The sequence below is a fragment of the Enterobacter sp. K16B genome, from assembly GCF_020216105.1.
GTDB classification, from domain to species: domain Bacteria; phylum Pseudomonadota; class Gammaproteobacteria; order Enterobacterales; family Enterobacteriaceae; genus Enterobacter; species Enterobacter sichuanensis.
Genome location: NZ_JAIWJZ010000017.1, coordinates 1 through 25,026 on the forward strand (window position 1 = coordinate 1; position 25,026 = coordinate 25,026).

At 55.8% G+C, this 25,026-nt stretch carries 27 protein-coding genes; 11 read left to right on the forward strand and 16 right to left on the reverse strand.

What is annotated here, in order from left to right:
* On the forward strand, positions 1-417 hold a 417-nt coding region (locus LDK53_RS04305), incomplete at its 5' end, for a hypothetical protein (protein WP_225284666.1).
* A 116-nt stretch (positions 418-533) separates the two neighbouring features.
* On the opposite strand, the gene zapB is transcribed toward LDK53_RS04305, so the two are convergent.
* Complete coding sequence (zapB, locus tag LDK53_RS04310; RefSeq protein WP_008501806.1) at positions 534-773, reverse strand: septal ring assembly protein ZapB; 240 nt, start codon at positions 771-773, stop codon at positions 534-536.
* Positions 774-1,172: 399 nt separating this feature from the next.
* On the opposite strand from zapB, the gene LDK53_RS04315 reads away from it, so the two are divergent.
* From LDK53_RS04315 to fpr, 4 genes are all read left to right on the forward strand, one after another.
* The gene (locus LDK53_RS04315; RefSeq protein WP_014885705.1) at positions 1,173-2,018 is read left to right on the forward strand and encodes an MIP/aquaporin family protein; all 846 of its coding nucleotides are present in this window, start codon (positions 1,173-1,175) and stop codon (positions 2,016-2,018) included.
* Positions 2,019-2,039: 21 nt separating this feature from the next.
* A complete protein-coding gene (glpK, locus tag LDK53_RS04320) occupies positions 2,040-3,548 on the forward strand; it encodes a glycerol kinase GlpK (RefSeq protein ID WP_014885706.1) in 1,509 nt (502 codons plus the stop codon).
* A gap of 99 nt (positions 3,549-3,647) precedes the next feature.
* Positions 3,648-4,658 (forward strand): class II fructose-bisphosphatase, encoded by a 1,011-nt coding sequence (gene glpX / locus LDK53_RS04325; RefSeq protein ID WP_059386306.1) that lies wholly within the window; start codon positions 3,648-3,650, stop codon positions 4,656-4,658.
* Between the two features lie 96 nt (positions 4,659-4,754).
* Entirely contained in the window at positions 4,755-5,501 is a 747-nt protein-coding gene (gene fpr / locus LDK53_RS04330; RefSeq protein ID WP_025758821.1) for a ferredoxin--NADP(+) reductase, read from the forward strand.
* On the opposite strand, the gene LDK53_RS04335 is transcribed toward fpr, so the two are convergent.
* On the reverse strand, positions 5,502-5,921 hold the full coding sequence (locus LDK53_RS04335) for a DUF805 domain-containing protein (RefSeq protein ID WP_025758820.1): 420 nt from the start codon (positions 5,919-5,921) through the stop codon (positions 5,502-5,504).
* 112 nt (positions 5,922-6,033) lie between these two features.
* Here LDK53_RS04335 and LDK53_RS04340 point away from each other — a divergent pair, with 112 nt between their 5' ends.
* Together LDK53_RS04340 and tpiA are read left to right on the forward strand one after the other, a co-directional pair.
* Entirely contained in the window at positions 6,034-6,630 is a 597-nt protein-coding gene (locus LDK53_RS04340) for a DUF1454 family protein (RefSeq protein WP_025758819.1), read from the forward strand.
* Positions 6,631-6,741: 111 nt separating this feature from the next.
* Positions 6,742-7,509, forward strand: coding sequence for a triose-phosphate isomerase (gene tpiA, locus LDK53_RS04345; protein ID WP_225284667.1), 768 nt, complete (start codon positions 6,742-6,744; stop codon positions 7,507-7,509).
* 47 nt (positions 7,510-7,556) lie between these two features.
* Here the strand turns inward: tpiA and LDK53_RS04350 are convergent, their stop codons facing one another.
* From LDK53_RS04350 to cpxP, 6 genes are all read right to left on the reverse strand, one after another.
* A complete protein-coding gene (locus LDK53_RS04350) occupies positions 7,557-8,861 on the reverse strand; it encodes an SLC13 family permease (protein ID WP_225284670.1) in 1,305 nt (434 codons plus the stop codon).
* Positions 8,862-8,934: 73 nt separating this feature from the next.
* Complete coding sequence (locus tag LDK53_RS04355; RefSeq protein WP_225284671.1) at positions 8,935-9,678, reverse strand: CDP-diacylglycerol diphosphatase; 744 nt, start codon at positions 9,676-9,678, stop codon at positions 8,935-8,937.
* 107 nt (positions 9,679-9,785) lie between these two features.
* Positions 9,786-10,775 (reverse strand): sulfate ABC transporter substrate-binding protein, encoded by a 990-nt coding sequence (locus LDK53_RS04360; RefSeq protein WP_025758814.1) that lies wholly within the window; start codon positions 10,773-10,775, stop codon positions 9,786-9,788.
* 218 nt (positions 10,776-10,993) lie between these two features.
* Complete coding sequence (pfkA, locus tag LDK53_RS04365; protein ID WP_014172210.1) at positions 10,994-11,956, reverse strand: 6-phosphofructokinase; 963 nt, start codon at positions 11,954-11,956, stop codon at positions 10,994-10,996.
* A 174-nt stretch (positions 11,957-12,130) separates the two neighbouring features.
* Positions 12,131-13,024, reverse strand: coding sequence for a CDF family cation-efflux transporter FieF (fieF, locus tag LDK53_RS04370; protein WP_025758811.1), 894 nt, complete (start codon positions 13,022-13,024; stop codon positions 12,131-12,133).
* A gap of 153 nt (positions 13,025-13,177) precedes the next feature.
* Positions 13,178-13,684, reverse strand: a complete 507-nt coding sequence (gene cpxP, locus LDK53_RS04375) for a cell-envelope stress modulator CpxP (RefSeq protein WP_025758810.1) — start codon at positions 13,682-13,684, stop codon at positions 13,178-13,180.
* Between the two features lie 150 nt (positions 13,685-13,834).
* Between cpxP and cpxR the strand changes: the two genes are divergently transcribed.
* Entirely contained in the window at positions 13,835-14,533 is a 699-nt protein-coding gene (cpxR, locus tag LDK53_RS04380) for an envelope stress response regulator transcription factor CpxR (protein WP_025758808.1), read from the forward strand.
* Positions 14,530-15,903, forward strand: a complete 1,374-nt coding sequence (cpxA, locus tag LDK53_RS04385) for an envelope stress sensor histidine kinase CpxA (protein ID WP_025758806.1) — start codon at positions 14,530-14,532, stop codon at positions 15,901-15,903. Before cpxR ends, cpxA begins: the two co-directional genes overlap by 4 nt.
* A 52-nt stretch (positions 15,904-15,955) precedes the next feature.
* Here the strand turns inward: cpxA and yiiM are convergent, their stop codons facing one another.
* The 6 genes from yiiM to LDK53_RS04415 all read right to left on the reverse strand — a co-directional run bounded on the left by yiiM (position 15,956) and on the right by LDK53_RS04415 (position 22,583).
* A complete protein-coding gene (yiiM, locus tag LDK53_RS04390) occupies positions 15,956-16,630 on the reverse strand; it encodes a 6-hydroxyaminopurine reductase (protein WP_025760220.1) in 675 nt (224 codons plus the stop codon).
* Positions 16,631-16,700: 70 nt separating this feature from the next.
* Entirely contained in the window at positions 16,701-17,321 is a 621-nt protein-coding gene (sodA, locus tag LDK53_RS04395) for a superoxide dismutase [Mn] (protein WP_003861999.1), read from the reverse strand.
* 162 nt (positions 17,322-17,483) lie between these two features.
* Positions 17,484-18,749 carry an MFS transporter gene (locus LDK53_RS04400; RefSeq protein WP_225284673.1) on the reverse strand — a complete coding sequence of 422 codons (1,266 nt, stop codon included), beginning with the start codon at positions 18,747-18,749 and terminating at the stop codon, positions 17,484-17,486.
* A gap of 44 nt (positions 18,750-18,793) precedes the next feature.
* Entirely contained in the window at positions 18,794-20,917 is a 2,124-nt protein-coding gene (locus LDK53_RS04405) for an alpha-galactosidase (RefSeq protein ID WP_225284674.1), read from the reverse strand.
* A gap of 104 nt (positions 20,918-21,021) precedes the next feature.
* Positions 21,022-22,017 carry a LacI family DNA-binding transcriptional regulator gene (locus LDK53_RS04410; RefSeq protein ID WP_025760218.1) on the reverse strand — a complete coding sequence of 332 codons (996 nt, stop codon included), beginning with the start codon at positions 22,015-22,017 and terminating at the stop codon, positions 21,022-21,024.
* A gap of 17 nt (positions 22,018-22,034) precedes the next feature.
* Complete coding sequence (locus tag LDK53_RS04415) at positions 22,035-22,583, reverse strand: helix-turn-helix domain-containing protein (RefSeq protein ID WP_025760217.1); 549 nt, start codon at positions 22,581-22,583, stop codon at positions 22,035-22,037.
* Between the two features lie 102 nt (positions 22,584-22,685).
* On the opposite strand from LDK53_RS04415, the gene LDK53_RS04420 reads away from it, so the two are divergent.
* Both LDK53_RS04420 and LDK53_RS04425 read left to right on the forward strand, forming a co-directional pair.
* Complete coding sequence (locus LDK53_RS04420; RefSeq protein WP_225284676.1) at positions 22,686-23,345, forward strand: AzlC family ABC transporter permease; 660 nt, start codon at positions 22,686-22,688, stop codon at positions 23,343-23,345.
* A complete protein-coding gene (locus LDK53_RS04425) occupies positions 23,345-23,668 on the forward strand; it encodes an AzlD domain-containing protein (protein ID WP_025760215.1) in 324 nt (107 codons plus the stop codon). The genes LDK53_RS04420 and LDK53_RS04425 overlap by 1 nt, the downstream gene beginning before the upstream one ends.
* Positions 23,669-23,709: 41 nt before the next feature.
* On the opposite strand, the gene LDK53_RS04430 is transcribed toward LDK53_RS04425, so the two are convergent.
* Both LDK53_RS04430 and LDK53_RS04435 read right to left on the reverse strand, forming a co-directional pair.
* Entirely contained in the window at positions 23,710-24,297 is a 588-nt protein-coding gene (locus LDK53_RS04430) for a hypothetical protein (RefSeq protein WP_225284678.1), read from the reverse strand.
* The coding region (locus LDK53_RS04435) for a fimbria/pilus outer membrane usher protein (RefSeq protein ID WP_225284680.1) at positions 24,288-25,026 on the reverse strand (739 nt) is incomplete at its 5' end. The genes LDK53_RS04435 and LDK53_RS04430, both read right to left, overlap by 10 nt.

Sequence of the window (25,026 nt, forward strand, 5' to 3'; positions counted from 1 at the left end):
TTTTTTGTCCCTCGGGATTCGCGGTCCGTTGGGAGAATTTACAGCTCCACACCAGGGACTTTTATCATACCCCTCAATAAGCGGCAGGCAATCCCTCAGACTCTTTATAAAATCTTAATTTTATTTGCACATCTTAACGGCGAGGCTGATGTTAACTATGATGCAGCGTCCCTTTCCGCCATCTCGCAAATGGGCATCGGTCCAGGGAAAGGTATATTCACAACCGTAGTGCAGCCCACGCCAGGGCTTGTGTCCACCGACTTATCACCGGTGGTGAACGGTGGAGCGGTTAGCTGCAGGGACCGCATAATGAAACGCTATTTATGTATCGCGTTCATTGTCGCCAGCGTACTCGTGGTAAAGAGTGATGAACCTGGTGGGTTTGTTGCTTATGCTATGACAGCGCAGGACAAGTAGCGTTAAGGCCGCCATTGGCGGCCTTTTTTATGGTTTGATGTCAGTTAGCGAAAACCATAAAAAAGCCGGGTGGCGGCTGCGCCTGACTCGGCCTACTTTGTTCATCCCTATGGGAATCAGACTTCTTCCATACGTCCCAGCAGCGCCTGCAGGCGATCCTGCCAGCCGTTCTGCTGCTCGCGCAGTTGGTTGTTTTCGCGCTCCAGTTCTTCGCGGCTGTGCTGCGCATTCTGAACTTCCTGCGCCAGGCTGTTGTTCTTCTCTTTCAGCTCTTCAATTTCCATCTGCAGCAGCGTGATGGTGTCAATCGCCTGCTGTACTTTCGATTCCAGTTTCTCAAACACTTCTAAAGACATGATGCTACCTCTCCTGAATTGCAAGGCGACGCTTTAACATAAACGCGCACGACATATTCCATCGATTGTATGGAGCGCGGCGCTCTGTGTCCAGCGACACGCCGCGCAGATCGCGGTTTGCAACACTTTTAGGTCTGGTCCTGGTGCGTTCGCGTCATATACCCCTAAATTGTTAACTCATTCGTTAATGAAATGATTCAGCTCACATTCCGGCGCTGTTGTAAAAATGTGCTTTATGGCGCGAAAACGCTCATTTTATTGACACAGACCACACATTTTGATTTCGATATTTCTCGTTTTTGCTCGTTAACGATAAATTAACACTATGTCTACAGGACATCGTGGCTGTCACGGGCGGCCATGCTAACAATAAACATCAATTTCTTCAGGATTCCGATTATGAGTCAGACATCAACCTTAAAAGGCCAGTGCATTGCCGAGTTCCTTGGTACCGGGTTGTTGATATTCTTCGGAGTGGGTTGTGTCGCTGCACTGAAAGTGGCGGGTGCCAGTTTTGGTCAGTGGGAAATCAGTATCATCTGGGGTCTGGGCGTGGCGATGGCCATCTACCTGACTGCAGGGGTTTCTGGTGCACATCTTAACCCGGCGGTGACTATCGCACTGTGGCTGTTCGCGTGCTTCGACGGACGCAAAGTTGTTCCTTTCATTCTTTCTCAGTTTGCCGGCGCGTTTTGCGCAGCGGCGTTAGTTTACGGGCTTTATTACAATCTTTTCATCGACTTCGAACAGACGCATCATATGGTGCGCGGCAGCGTCGAAAGTCTGGATCTGGCAGGTATCTTCTCAACCTATCCAAACCCGCATATCAATTTTGTGCAGGCATTCGCAGTTGAAATGGTGATTACCGCTATTCTGATGGGCGTAATCCTGGCGCTGACCGACGACGGAAACGGCATTCCGCGCGGCCCGCTGGCTCCTCTGCTGATTGGCCTGCTGATTGCGGTAATTGGCGCATCCATGGGCCCACTGACCGGATTCGCGATGAACCCGGCGCGTGATATTGGACCGAAAGCGTTCGCCTTTATCGCAGGCTGGGGCGACGTCGCCTTTACCGGTGGCAAAGACATTCCTTACTTCCTGGTACCGCTGTTCGCGCCGGTTGTCGGGGCTGCGCTGGGCGCATTTAGCTACCGCAAATTAATTGGTCGCCACTTACCGTGCGACACCTGTGTGGAAGAGGAGAAGGAGACGACTTCTACCGCACAACAAAAAGCTTCGCTGTAATCTGACTACGGGACACATACCATGACCGAAAAAAAATATATCGTTGCGCTCGACCAGGGCACTACCAGCTCCCGCGCTGTCGTAATGGATCATGACGCGAACATCGTCAGCGTGTCACAGCGCGAATTTGAACAAATTTATCCTCGTCCAGGCTGGGTAGAACACGACCCGATGGAGATTTGGGCATCACAAAGCTCCACGCTGGTCGAAGTGCTGGCGAAAGCCGATATCAGTTCCGACGAGATCGCCGCAATTGGTATCACCAACCAGCGTGAAACAACGATTGTCTGGGAACGTGAAACCGGAAAGCCGATTTACAACGCCATCGTCTGGCAGTGCCGTCGTACTTCTGAGATCTGCGAGCAGCTGAAGCGTGATGGCATGGAAGAGTACGTCCGCAGCGCCACGGGTCTGGTGGTTGACCCGTATTTCTCCGGCACCAAAGTGAAGTGGATCCTCGACCACGTGGAAGGGTCACGCGAGCGTGCCAAACGCGGTGAGCTGCTGTTCGGCACCGTCGATACCTGGCTTATCTGGAAGATGACCCAGGGACGCGTTCATGTCACCGACTACACCAACGCCTCGCGTACCATGCTGTTCAACATCAACACCCTGGAGTGGGATGACAAGATGCTGGACGCGCTGGATATCCCACGCGCGATGCTGCCTGAAGTGCGTAAATCTTCTGAAGTGTACGGCCAGACCAACATCGGCGGTAAAGGCGGTACGCGTATTCCTATCGCCGGTATCGCCGGTGACCAGCAGGCGGCGCTGTTCGGCCAGCTGTGCGTTAAGGAAGGGATGGCGAAGAACACCTACGGCACCGGCTGCTTTATGCTGATGAACACCGGCGAGAAAGCGGTGAAATCAGAAAACGGCCTGCTGACCACCATCGCCTGCGGCCCTCGCGGCGAAGTGAACTATGCCCTGGAAGGTGCGGTGTTCATGGCCGGTGCGTCTATCCAGTGGCTGCGTGACGAGATGAAGCTGATCAGCGATGCATTCGACTCCGAGTACTTCGCAACCAAAGTGAAAGACACCAACGGCGTGTACGTGGTGCCTGCATTCACCGGTCTGGGCGCACCGTACTGGGACCCGTATGCGCGCGGCGCGATTTTCGGCCTGACGCGTGGTGTGAATTCTAACCACATTATTCGCGCCACCCTGGAATCCATCGCCTACCAGACGCGTGACGTGCTGGAAGCGATGCAGGCGGACTCCGGCATTCGTCTGCACGCCCTGCGCGTGGACGGCGGCGCGGTGGCGAACAACTTCCTGATGCAGTTCCAGTCCGACATTCTGGGCACCCGCGTGGAGCGTCCTGAAGTGCGTGAAGTCACTGCGCTGGGTGCGGCGTACCTTGCCGGTCTGGCCGTCGGCTTCTGGCAGAACCTGGACGAGCTGCAGGAGAAAGCGGTTATCGAACGCGAATTCCGTCCTGGCATCGAAACTACCGAACGTAACTTCCGCTACAGCGGCTGGAAAAAAGCGGTGAAACGCGCCCTGGCGTGGGAAGAGCACGACGAGTAATCCCCCTCTCCCTAACCCTCTCCCCATCGGGGAGAGGGAACTCGTCTCCCCACTCTGTGATAAACTTCGTGCAATTCCTTTTGATTGCACGAGTACCTCATGAAACGTGAACTTGCTATCGAGTTTTCCCGCGTCACCGAAGCCGCCGCCCTTGCAGGCTATAAATGGCTGGGTCGTGGTGACAAAAATACCGCAGACGGCGCGGCCGTCCATGCCATGCGCATTGTGCTTAACCAGGTCAATATCGACGGCACTATCGTGATCGGCGAAGGCGAGATCGACGAAGCGCCGATGCTCTATATCGGTGAAAAAGTGGGTACCGGCAACGGCGATGCCGTGGATATCGCCGTCGACCCGATCGAAGGCACCCGCATGACGGCGATGGGTCAGGCCAATGCCCTGGCGGTGCTGGCTGTAGGCGATAAAGGCTGCTTCCTCAACGCGCCGGATATGTATATGGAGAAGCTGATTGTCGGTCCTGGCGCGAAGGGCGCTATCGACCTCAGCCTGCCGCTGGAAGAGAACCTGCGCAACATCGCCAAAGCGCTGGCCAAACCCCTTAGCGAACTTACCGTGACTATTCTGGCCAAACCGCGCCACGACGCCACCATCGCGCAGATGCAAAAGCTCGGCGTGCGGGTGTTTGCCATTCCGGATGGCGACGTTGCCGCCTCCATTTTGACTTGCATGCCAGACAGCGAAGTGGATGTGTTGTACGGCATCGGTGGCGCGCCGGAAGGCGTGGTATCAGCGGCTGTGATCCGCGCGCTGGATGGCGATATGCAGGCCCGTCTGCTGCCACGTCATGAGGTGAAAGGCGACAGCGAAGAAAACCGCCGTATCGGGGAAAATGAGCTGGCACGCTGCGAAGCGATGGGTATCGAGGCCAATAAAGTGCTCGCGCTGAACGAGATGGCTCGTAGCGATAATGTTGTCTTCTCGGCAACCGGTATTACTAAAGGCGACCTGCTGGACGGCATTACCCGCAAAGGCAATATGGCGACCACTGAAACGCTGCTGATCCGCGGTAAATCGCGCACCATTCGTCGCATTCAGTCAATCCACTATCTCGACCGCAAAGACCCGGACGTGCAGACGCACATTCTGTAAAACCGTTTGATCGATAGAGCTTTTCGGCCCAAAGGGGCTGGAAATCTCCCCGGTAAGTACGGAAGATAGAACAGAGAAACAGCACAGGAGAAGATCATGGCGGACTGGGTAACAGGTAAAGTCACAAAAATACAGTTCTGGACCGATGCGCTATTTAGTCTCACCCTGCATGCTCCCGTCCACCCGTTTAAAGCCGGGCAATTTGCGAAGCTGGGGCTGGATGTCGACGGCGAGCGCGTACAGCGCGCCTACTCATACGTTAACGCCCCTGATAACCCGGACCTCGAGTTTTATCTGGTCACCGTTCCGGACGGCAAACTGAGCCCGCGCCTTGCCGCCCTTAAGCCCGGAGACGAGGTGCAAATTGTGAGTGAAGCCGCCGGCTTCTTTGTGCTCGAGGAGATCCCTGACTGTGACACCCTCTGGATGCTGGCCACCGGTACGGCCATTGGCCCCTACCTCTCTATTCTGCAGTACGGCAAAGACCTGGAACGCTTTAAAAACATCGTGCTGGTTCACGCTGCGCGCTACGCTGCAGACTTGAGCTATTTGCCGCAGATGCAGGCGCTGGAACAGCAGTATGGCGGAAAGTTAAAGATTCAGACGGTGGTCAGCCGCGAAACCGTAGCAGGAACGCTGACTGGCCGCGTACCAGCGTTAATTGAAAGTGGTGCCCTGGAAGAGGCAGTGGGTTTGCCAATGAGCGCCGAAACCAGCCACGTGATGCTGTGCGGCAACCCGCAGATGGTTCGCGACACGCAGCAGCTTCTGAAAGATACCCGGCAGATGACGAAACACCTTCGCCGCCGGCCGGGTCATATGACTGCTGAACACTACTGGTGATCAGCGATACTTCACCTCAACGGTATCTTTACCGTATTTGTTTTCGCTCTGGGTGCCGATAAACGCGCCCAGATCGATAACCATCATCACGAAGATGACCGACGGCAGCAGCCTGCCCACCACCCACGGCAGGATGGACGGCAGCATCGCCCAGTTTCCCGCCACCAGCATCCACGCCAGAATAATCAGAAATGCCCACGCGCCGGAACGACCACGATCGTGCAGACGTTTCACCACCACGGCGGCCGTTGGCCATAGCAGGCAGACCAGCGCAAAGGCCGCCGTTTGCGTGCTTAGCCAGGCGTTATAAGCAACAAAAAACAGAAGCAGCATGGCGACAACCCACGTCACCATCCAGATCCAGAAATCGCGGCGTCCAATACGCCCTTTGAATGAAAACAGCCACTGCTGTATGGTCATGTAAGGTTCCTTATTATCGTATTGCGCGCATTTTACCCTGGAGTTGTGACCTTTTGACAAGCCGACCAGATATCGTTTTAATCATGAGCACTTACGGCCAGGGGCAATGTTGATGAAAAGTTCGGCACGTTCTCTCTTCCTGTGTTTAGCACTGCTCAGCGCGGGTTTTCCCCTGCACGCCGCTGAAACGACGGCCCCGACCACCGCACCGTATCTGCTGGCGGGTGCGCCGTCGTTCGATCAGTCCATCAGCCAGTTTCGTGAAACCTTCAATCAGGCCAACCCAACGCTGCCACTGGATGAATTTCGCGCCATTGATGGTTCCCGCGATACCCCTACCCTGACCCGTGCAGCCAGCAAGATTAACGAGAATTTGTATGCCTCCACGGCGCTGGAGCGCGGTACGTTAAAAATCAAAAGCATGCAAATCACCTGGCTGCCGATACAGGGGCCGGAGCAGAAAGCCGCTAAGGCAAAGGCGCTGGAGTATATGAGCGCTGTGTTGCAGGCTTTTACCCCCGCGCTGACGAAAAAACAAAGCCAACAAAAGCTGCAAAAACTCCTCACTGCCGGTAAAAACAAGCGTTACTACGCCGATACCGAAGGCGCGATTCGCTATGTTGTGGCGGACAACGGCGAAAAAGGACTGACCTTCGCAGTTGAACCGATTAAGCTGGCACTATCTGACACCCTCGGCGGGGCGAATTAATGACAAAAAGCAAAGCCTTTCGAGGGAAAATCTCTATACTGATTCACAGACCATGCTGCCCGTCAGGGTGGCCATATTCCTTAATTCGCTTATTTAGCGTGGAGAATTGAAATGCGACATCCTTTAGTGATGGGTAACTGGAAACTGAACGGCAGCCGCCACATGGTAAACGAGCTGGTTGCGAACCTGCGTAAAGAGCTGGCTGGCGTGACGGGCTGCGCGGTTGCTATCGCTCCGCCGGATATTTACCTGGATCTGGCTAAACATGCCGCTGACGGCAGCCACATCGTGCTGGGCGCGCAGAACGTTGACGTTAACCTGTCTGGCGCGTTCACCGGTGAAACGTCCGCTGAAATGCTGAAAGATATCGGCGCGAAATACATCATCATCGGCCACTCTGAGCGTCGCACCTACCACAAAGAATCTGACGAGTTCATCGCGAAGAAATTTGCTGTGCTGAAAGAGCAGGGTCTGATTCCGGTTCTGTGCATCGGTGAAACCGAAGCAGAAAACGAAGCAGGCAAAACCGAAGAGGTTTGCGCACGTCAGATCGACGCGGTGCTGAAAACCCAGGGCGCGGCAGCGTTCGAAGGTGCGGTTATCGCATACGAGCCAGTCTGGGCGATCGGTACCGGTAAATCAGCTACCCCTGCACAGGCTCAGGCGGTTCACAAATTCATCCGTGACCACATTGCTAAAGCGGACGCGAAAGTGGCTGAGCAAGTGATTATCCAGTACGGCGGTTCCGTTAACGCATCCAACGCTGCTGAGCTGTTCACCCAGCCAGACATCGATGGCGCGCTGGTTGGCGGTGCATCCCTGAAAGCTGACGCTTTCGCGGTGATCGTTAAAGCGGCAGAAGCGGCTAAACAGGCGTAATGCTGTTGTGGCGGGTGGCGCTTGCGCTTACCCGCCCTACAAAATCGCTACAAACGACCTAAAACGCTAAACCACAAATAATCCAGCGGCAGCAGCACCAGATACGTGACAATTGCCAGCGCCAGACAGAGCACCATCCCCGCCTTTGCAGGCACCTTCCCTAACCCCATCGCCACCACAATCGGCGACGCCTGATACGGCAGCAGCGGCGTGGAATAACCCAGTACCTGAATCATGATCACTGACAGCAAAGGGAAACCTGTCGCATCCGAAAAACTCTGCGCCAGGGTGGTATAAAGCGCCGGAACGCCGTTGGCGGTCATAATAAAGTTGAGCGCGGTGGTAATACCGGTCAGCGCCAGGAAGCTGGTGAACGGTCTCTCTGCATCCAGCGGCATAATGCGGAGCAACGCCTCGCCCACCGCCGTTCCAATCCCGGTTTGCGTGACGACAATCGCCAGCCCCAGAATACCGGCAACATAGATACAGGTACGCATATTCACACCGGCAGAAAACTCCTCGCCGGTGATAAAGCCCACGCGCGGCAGCATAACGATGACCGACGCCGCCAGCCCCGTCCACGCGGGCCCCACACCGTGCCAGCTCTCCGTCACCCACATCCCCAGCACTATCGCCAGCAGCCAGGCAAGACGTTTTTCATCCCGGCCCATAGGTTCAGATGACGTCTGTTCCTTCGGGGGTTTTGGATGACCGGGAAAAAGCCAGCAGATAAGGCCAATCAGGATCAGGCCTTTGAGAATACCCAGCACCGGCGTATGCAGCAGCAGATACGGGACATAGTTCAGGTGGATGCCGTACGAGCCTTCCGCCGCGCCGCTCATCACCAGGTTAGGGACGTTTGCAGGCAGGATCGTCGCCGAAAGCTGAAACGTCCCGAACCCCACCGCCAGCGCCAGACCAAACCAGGCGCGGGAGCCGTCAGCAATACCGGCGCGCTTTGCCATCGCGGCGACAATCGGCATCAGCAGCGCAATACGCCCCATATTCGACGGCATAACAAACGCCAGCGCGTAGCTCAGCAGCACCACGCTCGCCACCATCAATACCCAGGAGTCGGTGAGCTTTGCGGACAGCGCCCGGGCGGCCCTGTCCGCCAGCCCGGTTTTGCGGATCGCCACGCCGAGCACAAAACCGCTGAACACCAGCCAGAAAGCCGACGAGGCAAAACCGCCGAAGATGACCTCAGGCGGAGCAATTTTCGCCGTCATCGCCGCGGTGAAGAACAGCAGGGCAGTGATAAACTCCGGCAAGAGCGACGTCGCCCATAGCACGATGGTGACGCCAACGATCAGCGAGGGCAGCAGCAGAGGATACGTTGACCAGAGCGACATACCTGTCTCCTGTAGAATTTTTCAGCAAGTCTACGGCGACAGGCAGGTTGAGTAAACGCTATTTATGGTGGGGTTACTTCAGGATATCGCATTGATGATCCTGCAATTCCTCTGCCGATGCGCGGTTCAGCATCAGCAGATTGCGCTCCGTCGCCAGCAAAACAAACGAACCATCCGACTGCTGCGCCATCGCCAGCGCGAAGCGCCCCATATGGTCACGCGCTTCGGGCAACTCTTCAGCCAGCATCATAAACGGGCTGCGCTGGACCAGCTCATTCTCCGTCACCCGACGCGCAAGATATTCATGCCCTTCCAGCCCACCCGGGAACGGGAGCCACTGGGTGGTGATTTCTCCCTGAGCCGCATTGAGCTTTTCGCGCACGTCCGGGCGCAGGCAGGAGATATGAATATGAAAATGATTCTGCGTACGACCCGTCGGGGCGTTAATCGTCAGCGAAATGGCGCTGTCAGGCACCTCGGAGCCGCGCTTCAGGGTCATAAAGCTTCGCGACTGCCAGGCCAGCCAGAAAAAGTTCGGCGTATGAGGTTCGGTCAACAGCGGACTTTCGGTGCCGGTGATGCGGTAGGTTGGCATCAGCAGATACTGCAGCGGTCCGTTGCGGTCTTTAAACACCACGTAGCCTGCATCTGTTTTCACCTGCGCACACGGCGCCGGATTACGGTGCTGGAGCTGATTCGGCACACACTGGTCGAGAACGATATGTCGCAACGCATTCGGATTACCCGCTTTCATCCAGTACACACCACCCGCGACAAGGGCGATAACAATCAGGATCAGTAAGATAATTTTTTTCACAACGCGTTCCCTGTTTTCGATAGAGGCAAAAGAGTAACGCAAAATGATGACCAAATAAAAAACCCGGCGGATTTCTCACGCCGGGTTACCGTGTCATTGATTGATTTTTAGCGCTGGCTGATTTGGTCGAAGGTGCCGCCGTTAGAGAAGTGCTCTTTCTGCGCTTTCGTCCAGCCACCGAACACGTCATCAATGGTGAAGAGTTTCAGTTTAGGGAAGACGGTTTCGTATTTCTTCGCCACCGCCGGATCGCGTGGGCGATAGAAGTTTTTCGCCGCAATTTCCTGCCCTTCTGGTGAGTAGAGATACTTCAGGTAAGCTTCTGCCACCGCTTTGGTATCTTTTTTCTCAACCACCTTATCGACCACAGAGACGGTCGGCTCAGCCAGAATCGACTCGCTTGGGGTCACAATCTCGAATTTATCTTTACCCAGTTCGTGGGTGGCCAGCAGGGCTTCGTTTTCCCATGCAATCAGCACGTCGCCAATTCCACGCTCGACGAAGGTGTTGGTGGCGCCACGCGCGCCGGAGTCCAGCACCTCAACGTTTTTATACAGCGCTTTCACGAACTCCTGCGCTTTGGCCTGGTCGCCATTGTTGTGATGCAGTGCGTAGCCCCACGCGCCCAGGTAGTTCCAGCGCGCGCCGCCAGAGCTTTTCGGGTTCGGGGTGATCACTGACACGCCAGGTTTGATCAGGTCGTTCCAGTCGTGGATCTGTTTTGGGTTGCCTTTACGCACGAGGAAAACAATGGTCGACGTGTATGGTGCGGAGTTATCCGGCAGGCGTTTGATCCAGTTTTTGTCGATGCGGCCACGCTCGGCAATAGCGTCGACATCGTAGGCCAGCGCGAGGGTCACCACGTCGGCTTCAATACCGTTGATGACGGAGGTCGCCTGTTTACCGGACCCACCGTGAGACTGGCGAACCACCACGTTGTCGCCGGTTTCCTGCTTCCAGTGCGCCGCAAACGCTTTGTTGTATTGCTCGTACAGCTCACGCGTCGGGTCGTATGACACGTTCAGTAACTGGATGTCCTTAGCCAGAACGCTGGTCGATGCCAGCAATAATGTTAAACCCACGCCCCATTTATTCATCGCCCAGCTCTCTTGTGTAGTGTTTTGATGATTGCAGCGTGCCAGAAACGGAATCGAGGATTAAAGAATAAAAAAAGATTGGCTATAACTTTGAGGAATAAAAAGACAAACTCTGCGGACAAAAAAAGCCCGGTGGCGCTTCGCTTACCGGGCCTACGAACCGTGCTTTTGTAGGCCGGGTAAGGCGAAGCCGCCACCCGGCACAATACAAACGCCGATCAGTACAGTTTTTTCGCGCAGTCCAGCCAGTCACCTTTGAACGGACGCTTCATGTTTTCAATGGCGTCGATGATGTCGTGGTGAACCAGTTTTTCGTTCTGAATACCGACGCAGCGGCCGCCGTGACCCTGCAGCAGCAGTTCGATAGCATACGCGCCCATACGTGACGCCAGAATACGGTCATAAGGACCCGGGGAACCACCGCGCTGGATGTGACCCAGTACGGTTGCGCGCGTTTCACGTTTGGTTTCGGTTTCGATGTACTTCGCCAGCTCGTCAACGTCACAGATATGCTCGGTGATGGCCACGATCGCGTGTTTTTTCCCTTTCGCGATGCCCGCTTTAATTTCAGCCACCAGATCTTCACGGCTGAATTCCACTTCCGGAACCACCACGAATTCACAACCCCCCGCAATCGCCGCGGCCAGGGTCAGGTCACCACAGTAACGCCCCATCACTTCAACGATAGAGATACGCTGGTGAGAAGAAGAGGTGTCACGCAGACGGTCAATCGCTTCCACAACGGTACCCAGCGCGGTGAAGTAACCGATGGTGTAGTCAGTGCCTTTGATATCGTTGTCGATGGTGCCTGGCAGACCGATGCATGGGAAGCCCATTTCTGTCAGACGTTTTGCACCCATGTACGAGCCGTCACCACCGATAACCACCAGGGCGTCCAGGCCACGTTTCTTCATGTTCTCGATAGCCACTTCACGCACGTGTTCGTCACGGAATTCCGGGAAGCGCGCAGACCCAAGGAAGGTACCGCCACGGTTGATCATGTCAGACACACTGTAACGGTCGAGCTGTACCATACGGTCTTCATACAGACCCAGGTAACCATCATAGATACCAAAAACTTCCAGACCTTCCGTCAGCGCTGAACGGACAACCCCACGAATTGCCGCGTTCATGCCCGGCGCATCACCGCCGCTTGTCAACACACCGATTTTCTTAATCATGACTACCTCTGAACTTAGGAATGCAAAATTGAAATCTGTTGCCGGAAGAAACTTATCGACCAACGAATACTGCAAATAGTATATCAATCCCTTCCAGCTGAATTGATTCAGGTCAGACCAAATGGCGGTAATTTATACACAAAATGCCGGCCTGGCTCACTTTTTTACAACGAATTACGAAAGCCCCACATGTCCGGGTACAACCGAGCAGGGATCCTGGTGAATGATGACGTCTGAACCAGGAAAACGCTGCAATATTGCCTGCTCGACCTGCTCAGCAATTACGTGAGCCTGAACCAGTGGCAGGTTGTCTTCCATTTCTATATGAATCTGAATAAAGCGGGTCGGCCCTGACTGCCGCGTTCGCAGATCGTGTGCACCGCTGACACCAGGCCAGGAGGTCACGATAGAAAAAATTTCATTGCGTTCTGAGTCCGGGAGGGCGCGGTCAAGCAGTGATTGCACCGCTTCATACCCCATCCGCAAGGCGCTATATAAAATATAGATGCCAATTCCTAACGCAAACAACGCATCGGCCCGATGCCAGCCATACCAGGCCAGACCGAGCGCAATAAGAATAGCCCCATTCATCATAACATCAGATTGATAATGAAGCATATCTGCCCGTACAGCCTGGCTTTGCGTTTTGCGAACCACCCAGCGCTGGAACGTTACCAGAACAAGTGTGCATATAAGTGCAACGACCGTCACCACCACCCCTACGCCGGGATCGTTCATCGGCGTCGGCGAGACGAGGTGCTGAATACCGGTTAAAAAGAGGAACAGCGCAGACCCGGAAATGAACATACTTTGCGCCAGCGCAGCCAGCGACTCCGCTTTACCGTGCCCAAAGGTGTGCTCTTCATCCGCCGGCTGCAGCGAGTAGCGCACCACCAGCAGGTTGGTCAACGAGGCGGCAATGTCCATCAGCGAGTCTACCAGCGCCGCCAGAATACTGACCGAGCCGGTATACCACCAGGCAAAGATTTTAATCAGTAACAGGCTGGATGCCATGACGGTCGCCGCGATGGCGGCCCGGCTGACCAGTTTTCCATAGGATTGATTCATAAACGCTCCTGTCATGTCATGCCGCTAGTATAACGGAAGCAGGAGGGGTCTAAGGATGAATAAACGGTTAACAAATTAGAATGCGGGGCAAAAAAAACCCCCACATCATGTGGGGGAAGACAGGGATGGTGTCTATGGCAAGGAAAACAGGGTTTACTGGTTACTTCGGGTACTGCTATTGCTACTGAAAAACGTCGTTTCTGAGCTTCGCTGCATCCGTGCAACCTTACGCAGCTGGTCCATTCGCTGCTGATGTCTGGTGTTCAAAACCGCTTGCTGCTCGGGCGTTAGCAGATGGAACATCTGGTTGCGGACCTTCGCCATTTCAACCTGGCGAGCAACCTGTTCCTGTGCCATTTTTTCGGCCTGAGCGCGTACAGCGCTTTCGTCAAAATTTTCTGCGGTGACAAGGCGATGCATTGTCTCCATTTCGCTAACATTAACAGGGGGCTGGTCGTGTCGTGCCCTCTGCATCAGATCTCGCATCTGTTGACGCTGATGTTCGGTTAAACTTATGCCGTCAAACATATGGCTCTGGCTACTGTGCTGCGTTGTGTCCTCTTGTGAGGAACCGTTATCGCTGATGATAGCTACAGCAGCCTGGCTAAACGCACTGAACGCCAGCGTTGAGGCCATGACGGCAGCGGTAACTTTGCGCATCACTTGCTCCCAAAATCTTTCGTGTCGCGATTCAACGAGAGACAGTCTACGATTCAGGCTGCAAACATGCGTCAGGGGGTGTAAAACAACGTAAAGTCATGGATTAGACAGCCTTGATGTCGTAATTTCTGCCTCGGAGGTATTTAAACAATGAATAAAATCCTGTTAGTTGATGATGACCGAGAGCTCACATCCCTTTTAAAGGAGTTGCTCGACATGGAAGGTTTCAACGTCCTGGTTGCCCATGATGGCGAGCAGGCGCTGAGTCTCCTTGACGACAGCATCGATTTACTTTTGCTCGACGTCATGATGCCGAAGAAAAACGGTATCGATACGTTGAAAGAACTTCGCCAGACACACCAGACCCCCGTTATCATGCTGACCGCGCGCGGCAGCGAACTTGACCGCGTACTCGGCCTGGAGCTGGGCGCGGATGACTATTTACCCAAGCCGTTTAACGACCGTGAACTGGTTGCCCGTATTCGCGCTATCCTGCGTCGTTCCCACTGGAGCGAGCAGCAGCAAAATACCGAGAACAGCTCACCGACCCTGGAAGTGGACTCCCTGAGCCTGAACCCGGGCCGTCAGGAAGCGAGCTTCGATGGCCAGACGCTGGAATTGACCGGTACGGAGTTCACCCTGCTGTATCTGCTGGCGCAGCACCTCGGCCAGGTGGTATCGCGTGAACATTTGAGTCAGGAAGTGCTGGGCAAACGCCTCACCCCGTTTGACCGCGCCATTGATATGCACATCTCTAACCTGCGCCGTAAGCTGCCGGAGCGTAAAGACGGTCACCCGTGGTTTAAAACCCTGCGTGGTCGCGGTTATCTGATGGTTTCCGCTTCATGATTGGAAGCTTAACCGCCCGCATCTTCGCCATCTTCTGGCTGACGCTGGCACTGGTTTTAATGCTCGTACTGATGTTGCCAAAACTCGACTCACGCCAGATGACGGAGCTTCTCGACAGCGAGCAACGTCAGGGCGTGATGATCGAGCAGCACGTGGAAGCCGAGCTGGCAAACGATCCGCCAAACGATTTGATGTGGTGGCGCAGGCTGTTTCGCGCTATCGATAAGTGGGCTCCGCCCGGACAACGCCTTTTGCTGGTCACCAGCGAAGGCCGCGTGATTGGGGCCGATCGCAACGAAATGCAGATCATCCGCAACTTCATTGGTCAGGCGGATAACGCCGATCACCCCCAGAAGAAGAAATATGGCCGCGTAGAGATGGTGGGGCCTTTCTCCGTGAGAGACGGAGAGGACAATTATCAGCTCTACCTGATCCGTCCGGCGAGCAACTCCCAGTCCGATTTTATCAACCTGCTGTTTGACCGTCCTCTCCTGCTGCTGATTGTGACGATGCTCGTCAGCTCGCCGCTGTTGTTATGGCTGGCGTGGAGCCTGGCAAAACCGGCCCGTAAACTGAAAAATGCCGCCGATGAAGTGGCGCAGGGTAACCTGCGACAACACCCCGAACTGGAAGCCGGACCGCAGGAGTTTCTTGCCGCCGGAACCAGTTTTAACCAGATGGTCAGCGCCCTCGATCGCATGATGACGGCCCAGCAACGTCTGTTGTCAGATATCTCGCACGAACTGCGAACCCCGCTTACGCGCCTGCAGCTTGGCACCGCGCTGCTGCGTCGCCGCAGCGGTGAGAGTAAAGAGCTGGAGCGCATCGAGACGGAAGCCCAGCGTCTGGACAGTATGATCAACGACCTGCTGGTCATGTCGCGCAATCAGCAGAAAAACGCGCTGGTGAGCGAAACGGTGAAAGCCAATCACCTGTGGCATGAAGTGCTGGATAACGCGGCGTTTGAAGCGGAACAGATGGGCAAATCCTTCACCGTCAACTTCCCGCCGGGGCCATGGCCGCTGTACGGAAACCCCAACACGCTGGAAAGCGCGCTGGAGAATATCGTGCGTAACGCCCTGCGCTACTCGCACACGAAGATTGAGGTCGCCTTCTCGGTGGATAAAGACGGGATTACCGTTATTGTGGATGACGACGGTCCTGGCGTCAGCCCGGAAGACCGCGAACAGATTTTCCGTCCGTTCTACCGCACCGACGAGGCGCGCGACCGTGAATCCGGCGGTACGGGATTAGGCCTCGCGATTGTGGAAACCGCCATGCAGCAACACCGTGGCTGGGTGAAAGCCGACGACAGCCCGCTGGGGGGATTGCGGTTAACGCTGTGGCTGCCGTTGTATAAGCGTTCGTAGACGTATGTGCCGGGTGGCGGCTTCGCCTTACCCGGCCTACTTTCCACGGGCACTATTTCCCCCACAATCTCCGCGAATTATCTTCGATCTTGCCGTGTAAACGCCGCTTCTGCATCGTTCTTGTCCAGCTGGTCGATAATCCCGCCGCCGACAGCAGGCGATGATATTGCTCGTCATCAAACGGCATATGCCAGGCAATGGCGCAGGCGTCATAAACAGACACCTCACTCAGACGTGATGCCAGTTCCAGCGGCGCATCTGCTGATACCTGCCCTGCCAGCACCACGCGGTACAGCCAGCCGGTTTTACCCGTGTTTTGCAGTTGAGCCGACATGTCATGAATGCCGAAATGGAAGTTGAGCTTGAAGCACGGCGAGCGTGGCTGCGTCACCTGAATCAGGGCATCGCCCCAGCGGTAGATATCGCCAATAAACACGTTCTTTTCGGTCAACCCTTCGGTGGAGAGGTTCTCGCCAAATGCGGGGGCGACAAAGAGGTCCGCCTGCTCGGGGAACTCGGTTCTCCAGTGCTGATAGTGTTCGCGCGGGTAGTGGCACAGCGCGCGGTCGGGTCCGCCGTGGATTTTCTTTTCGGCCTGCTCGTCACCCGCAAGTCCGAGGTCGGTTAACATCAGCTCGCCGTCGACCTGAATTTTGGCGATGGCACTCGGGCGGCTGCCGTCGTACTCCCTTACCTTGCCTGTAAATACATTCACCGGATAATGCATCGCTGCTCCTTTCTGCAGATACAAAAAAAGCGAGTCATCAGACTCGCTTCTCACAGGCGTCAATGCAACCTTATTTTTTCGCGGCGAAACGCGCTGCTGCTTCGTCCCAGTTCACCACGTCCCAGAACGCTTTGATGTAGTCCGGGCGACGGTTCTGGAATTTCAGGTAGTAAGCGTGTTCCCACACGTCCAGGCCCAGGATTGGGAAACCGGATGCGCCAGAGATCGCTTCACCCATCAGCGGGGAGTCCTGGTTAGCGGTAGAAACCACGGCCAGTTTGTCACCTTTCAGTACCAGCCACGCCCAGCCAGAGCCGAAACGGGTGGCAGCAGCTTTTTCGAATTCCGCTTTGAAGTTGTCAACGGAACCAAAATCGCGCTCGATAGCCGCTTTCAGGTCGCCCTGCAGAGTGGTACCGGTTTTCAGGCCTTTCCAGAACAGGCTGTGGTTCGCGTGACCGCCAGCGTTGTTGCGCAGAACGGTTTTCTTGTCTGCTGGCAGCTGGTCCAGCTTGGTGATCAGCTCTTCAACAGGCAGGTTAGCGAACTCTGGCAGGCTTTCCAGCGCAGCATTCGCGTTGTTCACATAAGTCTGGTGGTGTTTAGTGTGATGGATTTCCATCGTCTGCTTGTCGAAATGCGGTTCCAGTGCGTCGTAGGCATACGGCAGGGATGGCAGTGTATAACTCATAATCCTCTCCATTATTGTCGGGCGGCACAGCTGTTAATGCCGCGTAAGCAGTTGGTTCATTATAGTTAATTAAATGATATTGAAAATGATTATCAATGCCGTAGTTTTTATAAGGTTATTCATTTTCTGACCAAAGCTAAAAGGGTGAATGGGATCAGGACGTTAATGGACTTCTACCGCCTTATTGCCTGCCGCAATGTCACGCTTGCTGCTCAGCGTAAAGGCTGACACCACCGTAATCGCCAGAACGAAACAGCCCAGCATCAGGTACGTCTCCTGGAAGCCGATTCGGTCGTACATATTACCGGCAAAGGCAGAAAGGAAAATCGCCGCCGACTGCTTGGCAAACTGGAAGCCAATCAGGTAGATAGTGGCCGACAGACGGGTGTCAAACACCCCGGTAATGTATTTGAACGCCCCCACCAGCAGGAACGGCACTTCCAGCGCATGCAGCATCTTCAGGGCAATCACTTCTAAAGCAGTGGTGGCAAATGACGAGCCGATAATGCGCGTCGCCATTATCACCCCGGCGATCAGCAGCGTGTTTTTCGCGCCGATGCGGTTAATGATCCACGGCGAGCAGAACATGATGATGGCGTTACAAATTTCCCCGGCCGTCGTCGCAAAACCAAAAGCGCGGGTTCCCTCCTGCGGCGTCGCGAAGAAGGTTTTGAAGAAGGTGGCAAACTGCTGGTCGAAGACGTCATAGACGCAGGCCACGCCAATCACGTACAGGATAAACATCCACATTCTGCGCTGGCGAAACAGGTTAAAGACGGTTCTGGCTGTAATCTGCGGCTGGTTGGCGCCCAGGGCGTTCATTACCTGCGCCGTCTGGTTGGGCTTCGGCTTCGCGACTACCAGCAATAGCATCAACAGCAGTGCCGCTCCCGACCCCATCCAGAAGACATACGACGGATCGATGCCGAACAGGATGCCCCCCGTTGAGGCGCACAGCCCCCAGCCAAGACAGCCGAACATGCGCGCCTTGCCGTATTCAAAGAAGCTGTTGCGGCTTACGCGTTCGATATAGGCCTCAATCGCCCCCGATCCCGCCGAGAAAACAAAGCCGATGTACAGCCCGCCGCTCAGCGCACCCAGCCAGATATTGGTTTTCAGCAGCGGTGCGAAAACGTACAGGAAGAAGGGGGCAAACAGAAACAGCAGCACGGAGATAATCCACAACAGATGTTTTTTTAACCCCAGCTTGTCCGAAATCACCCCCAGTACCGGCTGGAAGGCGATAGCTGATAGCGAGATGCAGGAGAAAACAATCCCGGTATGGGTTTTGTTTAGCCCGATGATGTCCGACAGCCAGATGGGCAGGAACGGAAAGCAGGTGGCCATGATGAAGAAGTAGAGAAAGAAGAACAGCCCGAAAATCCAAAAGTTAGGGTTGTCTTTGTGGGTACAGGTTGTTGTGTTCATTATTTTTATCCTCAACGGAGGGCCGGGTCTCCGGCCCGTCACCCTTACACGCGTTCCACGCCAATCAGAATGGCGGTTTCCGGATCCAGAATCGGCAGCGCAATCCCTGCCTGCATCAGCCACTCACCGCTCACCGTTTGCGGCGCGTCCATCCAAGCCGGCAGCCTGCGCATGGTGTGCCCACCCTCACCCGTAATCTGAATATTCGGGTGATCGAGCAGCGTGATGCGGTACTGCGCGCTGGCTTCTAACCCCGGCATACGCAGCGGCATCATCAGGGTGTAATCCGGCATCGCGAGTTGGCTGACCATAAACAGTCCGTACGTCTTATCTTCGCTCACGATGCCCTGCGCCATCGTGGTGGCGTCCGGCATATCCACGCGCCACTGGGTACCGCGATGGATCACCTCACGCCACTGCTTGTGCAAGGCGGCATAGTGACGATATCCCTCGCGCTCTTTCTCATCCACGGTGAGTGGATCCAGCTCCAGCCCCATATGGCCAAACAGCGCCGTCAAACCGCGGAATTCAATGCTGTGCTGGCGGAAGGTGGCATGACATTTATGATGACCGATATGCGCGCCCATCACTTCCGGTGGGAAAAAATAGCTCATACCGCGCTGGATAGTGTTTCGCTCCAGCGCATCGTTATTGTCGGACGCCCAGAAGCGGTGGCAGCGGGTCAGGACCTCATAATCGATTCGTCCACCACCAGAGGAGCAGGATTCGAATTCGATGTGCGGGAAGCGTTCGCCCAGCACGTCTAACAGACGATAAAACTGACGGGTTTGAGCGTCGGCCGCGGCTTTGCCGTTATGTCCCGGCTGCACCAGCTCGCGATTCATGTCCCATTTCACGTAGTCGACCGCATGCTCGCCCAGCAGCCAGCTCATGCGCGTCAGCAGGTAATCAAACGCGTCCGGAATGTTCAGGTTAAGCACCAGCTGGTGTCGCCCGGTCACCTGGGGGTAGCCTGGCAGCGCCAGAACCCAGTCTGGGTGCGCGCGATACAAATCAGAATCGGGGTTAATCATCTCCGGCTCAACCCAGATGCCAAACTCCATGCCAAGCTGTTTGACGTGGTTTATCACCGGCGTCAGGCCATCAGGGTATTTTTTCTCGTCCAGATACCAGTCACCCAGCGCGGCACGATCGTCGTTGCGGCCTTTAAACCAGCCGTCGTCAATGATAAAACGTTCCACGCCCAGCGCTGCGGCCTCGTCGGCCATACGCATGATGTAGTCCGGGTCGTGACTGAAGTAGATCCCCTCCCAGGTGTTGAGGTGGACCGGACGCGGTTTGTTTTCCGGAAAGCGGATGACGTTGTCGCGCAGGTAACGGTGGAACTGCTGGCTCATGCCGTTCAGTCCCTGCGCGGAGTAGCTGGCATACAGGCGCGGCGTCCAGAGCGTGTCGCCCTCTTCAATCGCCACCTCACCCGGCAGGTAGAGCGCTTCGGCCTGAATATAACGGCGACCATCGGTTTTCGCTTCCGCGCGCAGGCGGTGGTTGCCGCTCCAGCCCAGATGCACACCCCAGACGTCGCCGTGCATTTCACTGAACGATGGCGTACCCGAAATCAGCGCCGGGAAGTGTTCGTGGGACGTTTTACCCCGGCGATTTTCAATCACGAAACTGTCGTGCTCAAGCATGACGCGGTGCGGCTGAAATTCACGGATCCAGCGGCCGTGGAAGGCCAGCACCTCCCGCGCTCGCTCGGCGACCGGCAGCGTGACGGCGAAACGGTCCACCTGCCACGCCTGGGATTTCAGGTTGGTTAAGCCATGACGCACCGCCAGCACGCCGCTGGCATCCAGCGCCATTTCGCTGGTCAGGCGCAGGCCCGCATGTTCATCTTCTGCCGTAATTGCCAGGGTTTGTCCCTGCTGCTGTACGTCTGTGGTGGTGAAAACCGGGGAACCGTCCAGCCCCTGTCGGTGCCCCTCTATGCCGGGCGATCCAAACAGGCCGTGCCCCAGCTCAGCCATCAGCGTGACCGGAGAATCAACATCCAGCCTGCCGTTGGCCACCGGACGTGCGAGCGTAGCGACATCCTGCGGCGAAAAGTGGTGAAGGTGCGGCCCCCAGTAGAGAATTTCTGCAAACGGGTGCGTTTTAATCACCACGTCTACCGTGTCGCTTACAAGTCGTAAAATGGGATCGTGCATCAGGCATCTCCTGTCATCGGAATGACCTGAGTGTTGATCCGAAACGTTTCGGATACAAACCAAAACGTTTCGGATCTGTGATCGGGTTTGGAATTTTACGAGATTTAAGCCGTCTGGCCTGGGAAGAATTCCGGCTGCCAGAGCACCTGAAGCGCGTCGATATCGTCGCCATTAATCAACTGGCGCACCATATCAGCAATCTGCTTCCCGACGCCCTGACGGGTTGACTGGATCACTGCCGCCACGTCGATATCAACAATGCTGTCCTGGGGTAAGCCGTCGTAGACCACCAGCGAGACGGCGTTTTCGCCAGTAAGGCGTCCCATCTGCGCCAGGGCCATTGCCGCGCCGTCGCCGTGGGTGTTGCAGTCTGTAATGATGGCCGTGGGAGGCTGCGGAAGAGCGAGCAGCGCTTTCGTGGTGGCATACCCCATGCGGCGCGAAGGAGGCATGGCGCGCAGCCACTCGCTGGACAGCCCGGCTTCCCGTAACGCGTCCAGATAGCCCTGCCGACGCTGGGTGATAAATGCCTGATTGTTGCTTTCGCCCAGTAGCGCAATGCGTTGATGCCCTTTCTCGATTAGCCAGCGGGTGGCGTGATACGTGCCGGCATAGTTGTCGAAATCGAACCACGCATACGGCTGCGGCAGCTGGCTGCGCCCGAGCGCCAGAAACGGGAACCCGGCGGCCTGAAGTTGCTCAAGACGCGGATCGTGATCCAGCGTATGCGCCACAATCAGCGCATCCACGCGCCGGCTTTGGACCATGCGCATATAGCTGTGCTTGTCCGCCAGATCATCATCGGCGATGAGCAGTAAGTCGATTTCATGTCTTGCCAGTTCGTGGCTAATTTCGCCGACCATGTCCATAAAAACGCTGTTATTGAGCGGAACAGGATGCACCGGAAAAACGAGCCCGACGGCATCAATTTTGCCCATCTTCAGGCGGCGGGCAAACGTATTTGGTCGATAGCCACGGCGCTGGGCCTCCGCTTCCACGCGGGCACGCGTCTCGGCGGAGACGTCATCATACCCGTTAAGCGCACGGCTGACGGTGGTAACAGACAGCCCCAGTTCTTTAGCAATTGCTTTAAGCGACATGATTTTCCGTATCTTCGTTAATTTTGTTCCGCCACCAGCAGCGCGTAGGTGTCTGGCTCCAGAGCTTTAAAGATATGCGGCTGATCTGCGGGGTAGCAAATGTAGTCCCCTGCCCCAAGCTCTTCCGCGGCGTCGAGCAACCCGACCAGCGCGCGTCCCTGCGTCACAATAATATGTTCAACCGAGCCAGGTGAATGTGGCTGAGAGAGACGATCGGCACCCGGTTGGGTCATCAGAAGGTAGATATCACGGCGTGCACCCGGGGGGCATGCCGCCAGCAAAATGGCTTCGTAGTTCGCCTGCCCGGCGACCACTTTCGTCCCCTCGCCACGGCGGATCACCTGCGTGGTCGGAAGTTGTGGCTCAAGCAAGCGGGCAAAAGGAATATCCAGCGCCACGCAGAGCGACCACAGCGTTTCCAGGCTAGGGTTACCGTTGCCGGACTCCAGCTGGGAAAGTGTGGATTTAGCGATCCCGGCACGACGGGCAATTTCCGCCAGTGAAAGTCCGGTTCGCAGGCGTTCTCGCACCAGACTTTTGGCGATCACGCTGATTGGCTGCGTCATAAAACGGCCTCTTGTTCTATAAATCGAACGAATCGTTCATCTTGAAAAACAGTTCAGTTGCGTTCATTATAATGGATAAACGTTCGATATGGCTAAAATTGTATGAAGCATCATCTCTCTTGTCTGAAAGGCGACACCATCAAAGCGATCATCCTGGTTTGCCTCGCGGTCGGCGTGGTCGGGATGTCATACGGCTCCCTGGCAATGGCCTACGGTTTTCCGGTCTGGGTCCCGTTTGTGCTCTCCATTACCGTGCTCGCGGGCGCGTCCGAATTTATGTTTATTGGTATTGTGGCGAGCGGCGGTAACCCGCTGGCAGCGGCGGCGGCGGGGTTGCTGGTTAACGCACGTCATGTGCCGTTTGGCGTGACGGTGCGTGAACTGGTGGGCAAACGGGGGTTGAGCCTTCTTGGCTGCCACATCATGAACGACGAAAGCGTGGTGTTTGGCCTGTCGCAGAAAACGCCCGAACAGCGCAAGGCGGCCTACTGGTTATGCGGTTTAGGGGTGGCGATTATCTGGCCACTGGGGGCCCTGCTGGGCGCCATGGTCGGCAAATTGCTCCCGGATCCGGAAACCATTGGCCTGGATGCGGTCTTCCCGGCCATATTGCTGGCACTTGTGGTTCCCGCGTTTAAAAACCGTACCACGCTCATCCGCGCCTGCAGCGGTGCCGTTCTGTCGCTGGCCTCCGTGCCGTTTGCCCCGGTGGGCTTACCGGTTCTGCTCTCTTTACTGGGTCTCGCGGCGAGGAAAAAATAATGGGAAATATGACGTTTTTTATTCTTGGTATCGCAATTTTGTCTGCGGGAACCTATCTGATGCGTCTCGGCGGGGCGAAACTCGGCAGCAGACTGGCATTATCGGAGCGTTCACAGGCGCTGCTGTCAGATGCGGCAACGGTGTTGCTGTTTTCCGTGGCGCTGGCGACCACCTTTTATGAAGGTGACCATTTTGCCGGCATGGCACGCGTATTGGGCGTCGCGTTTGCGGTGTTTCTGGCCTGGCGAAAAATGCCGTTAATTGTAGTCATCATAGCAGCGGCAGTGGTCACCGCGCTGCTGCGTGTGGCGGGGATCCACTAAGAGTGATGCCCGGCATACTACTCAGCCGGGTATCAAAAGGATTATTGCACTGGAAGGGTATCGACGCTCAGCGTCAGCGTCTCGGTAAGATCGGTGGCGTTGGTCACGCTGAAGGCTTTCTCTGACAGGTAGGTCGTCACCATCATGGTCGCGGTGAACTGCTCTCCCGCCACTTCTATCCCGTTAACGGCAGCCAGCGCTTTTTCTGGCGGCAATGTCACTTCTGGCGTCCCGCCCTGAACCACCACCGCACCAATATCGACAGCGGCCAGTTGCACACTCTTCCCGTCCATGCGGCCATCCTTAAATGCGATCTTCATCGCGCCGTTATCGGTGTATCGCCAGGCCCTGTTTTGTCGGGCAGCGCCGTTGATGGAGATCCGCATTTTACGCGCATCCGGACACATCACCGACACCCGCAGTTCCCGCGTTACCGAGGCATAACCGTTATAAACTTTGCCCACATGTTCAGCAGAACCCTTTCGCATATCGTCTTTACGATAACGACCGTAGTCGATTGTCTTCACGGCGGACATCATTTTGCATTCGCCATCATCGGCCTGCACGGCTGCCGGTCCGCAGAGCAACACGACCAGCATCACGTACTTATGAATGTTATTCAAAGACACTTCCCTGTCACCTCTTCGTAGAATGTATTCGGTTCTTCCTCCGGCAGGGTATACGTCAGCTTGCAACGCTCTCCCTCCACCGTCGCGAAGAGCTGCTGGTTGGCGGAGATATCGTTCAGGAAGATCACGCCGTCTTCGGGTGCCGTAGTGATGTATTCACCCGCTTCGTCCACAATCGGGATACCTTCCGGCAGCGGCGTACCGTCCGCGCGGCTGATAGTCAACAGCACGCGGCGCTGGCTTAGCATCTCAAACTCCCACTTCGCCACGGCGCCATGAGAGGCCTTGATCGCCGTTCTGCCGTTTCTGACATCCAGGTTGCCTGGCAGCTTTTCGGTGTTGACCTCAATCGTGCTTTCGTGGAACGGAGACAACACCGGGATCACCGCCTGGCCCCATTTATCTGTCCATACCGGGCCACGTGTAGTGCCAATCTCAACGCCTGCCACCGGTTTATCCAGCTTAGCGATGGCATAGGTGTCAGCCACGCGATAAGGCGAGAAAGTCACGCCGTCGCCGTGCGCCACAATCCCGCCGCTCAGCGACGCGGAGTAGTTAGTGTTGCTGTTGTTATCGCCTCCTGCCGCCAGCGCCAGGCTGGTGTAATGCAGATTGCTGTTCAGTGAGCCGTCCCAGCTGGTGGTGTTTTCATCATGATCCTGGGAGACGCCAAGCGCGTAATCGTTCGCCTCATTAAGCGATCCCATCGCACGCGTGCCGTAGGAACGC

Bases quoted from the DNA above. Each gene is read 5' to 3' on its own strand.
- zapB (WP_008501806.1), bottom strand. From the start codon at position 773: ATGTCTTTAGAAGTGTTTGAGAAACTGGAATCGAAAGTACAGCAGGCG.
- LDK53_RS04315 (WP_014885705.1), top strand. From the start codon at position 1,173: ATGAGTCAGACATCAACCTTAAAAGGCCAGTGCATTGCCGAGTTCCTT.
- glpK (WP_014885706.1), top strand. From the start codon at position 2,040: ATGACCGAAAAAAAATATATCGTTGCGCTCGACCAGGGCACTACCAGC.
- glpX (WP_059386306.1), top strand. From the start codon at position 3,648: ATGAAACGTGAACTTGCTATCGAGTTTTCCCGCGTCACCGAAGCCGCC.
- fpr (WP_025758821.1), top strand. From the start codon at position 4,755: ATGGCGGACTGGGTAACAGGTAAAGTCACAAAAATACAGTTCTGGACC.
- LDK53_RS04335 (WP_025758820.1), bottom strand. From the start codon at position 5,921: ATGACCATACAGCAGTGGCTGTTTTCATTCAAAGGGCGTATTGGACGC.
- LDK53_RS04340 (WP_025758819.1), top strand. From the start codon at position 6,034: ATGAAAAGTTCGGCACGTTCTCTCTTCCTGTGTTTAGCACTGCTCAGC.
- tpiA (WP_225284667.1), top strand. From the start codon at position 6,742: ATGCGACATCCTTTAGTGATGGGTAACTGGAAACTGAACGGCAGCCGC.
- LDK53_RS04350 (WP_225284670.1), bottom strand. From the start codon at position 8,861: ATGTCGCTCTGGTCAACGTATCCTCTGCTGCTGCCCTCGCTGATCGTT.
- LDK53_RS04360 (WP_025758814.1), bottom strand. From the start codon at position 10,775: ATGAATAAATGGGGCGTGGGTTTAACATTATTGCTGGCATCGACCAGC.
- pfkA (WP_014172210.1), bottom strand. From the start codon at position 11,956: ATGATTAAGAAAATCGGTGTGTTGACAAGCGGCGGTGATGCGCCGGGC.
- fieF (WP_025758811.1), bottom strand. From the start codon at position 13,024: ATGAATCAATCCTATGGAAAACTGGTCAGCCGGGCCGCCATCGCGGCG.
- cpxP (WP_025758810.1), bottom strand. From the start codon at position 13,684: ATGCGCAAAGTTACCGCTGCCGTCATGGCCTCAACGCTGGCGTTCAGT.
- cpxR (WP_025758808.1), top strand. From the start codon at position 13,835: ATGAATAAAATCCTGTTAGTTGATGATGACCGAGAGCTCACATCCCTT.
- cpxA (WP_025758806.1), top strand. From the start codon at position 14,530: ATGATTGGAAGCTTAACCGCCCGCATCTTCGCCATCTTCTGGCTGACG.
- yiiM (WP_025760220.1), bottom strand. From the start codon at position 16,630: ATGCATTATCCGGTGAATGTATTTACAGGCAAGGTAAGGGAGTACGAC.
- sodA (WP_003861999.1), bottom strand. From the start codon at position 17,321: ATGAGTTATACACTGCCATCCCTGCCGTATGCCTACGACGCACTGGAA.
- LDK53_RS04400 (WP_225284673.1), bottom strand. From the start codon at position 18,749: ATGAACACAACAACCTGTACCCACAAAGACAACCCTAACTTTTGGATT.
- LDK53_RS04405 (WP_225284674.1), bottom strand. From the start codon at position 20,917: ATGCACGATCCCATTTTACGACTTGTAAGCGACACGGTAGACGTGGTG.
- LDK53_RS04410 (WP_025760218.1), bottom strand. From the start codon at position 22,017: ATGTCGCTTAAAGCAATTGCTAAAGAACTGGGGCTGTCTGTTACCACC.
- LDK53_RS04415 (WP_025760217.1), bottom strand. From the start codon at position 22,583: ATGACGCAGCCAATCAGCGTGATCGCCAAAAGTCTGGTGCGAGAACGC.
- LDK53_RS04420 (WP_225284676.1), top strand. From the start codon at position 22,686: ATGAAGCATCATCTCTCTTGTCTGAAAGGCGACACCATCAAAGCGATC.
- LDK53_RS04425 (WP_025760215.1), top strand. From the start codon at position 23,345: ATGGGAAATATGACGTTTTTTATTCTTGGTATCGCAATTTTGTCTGCG.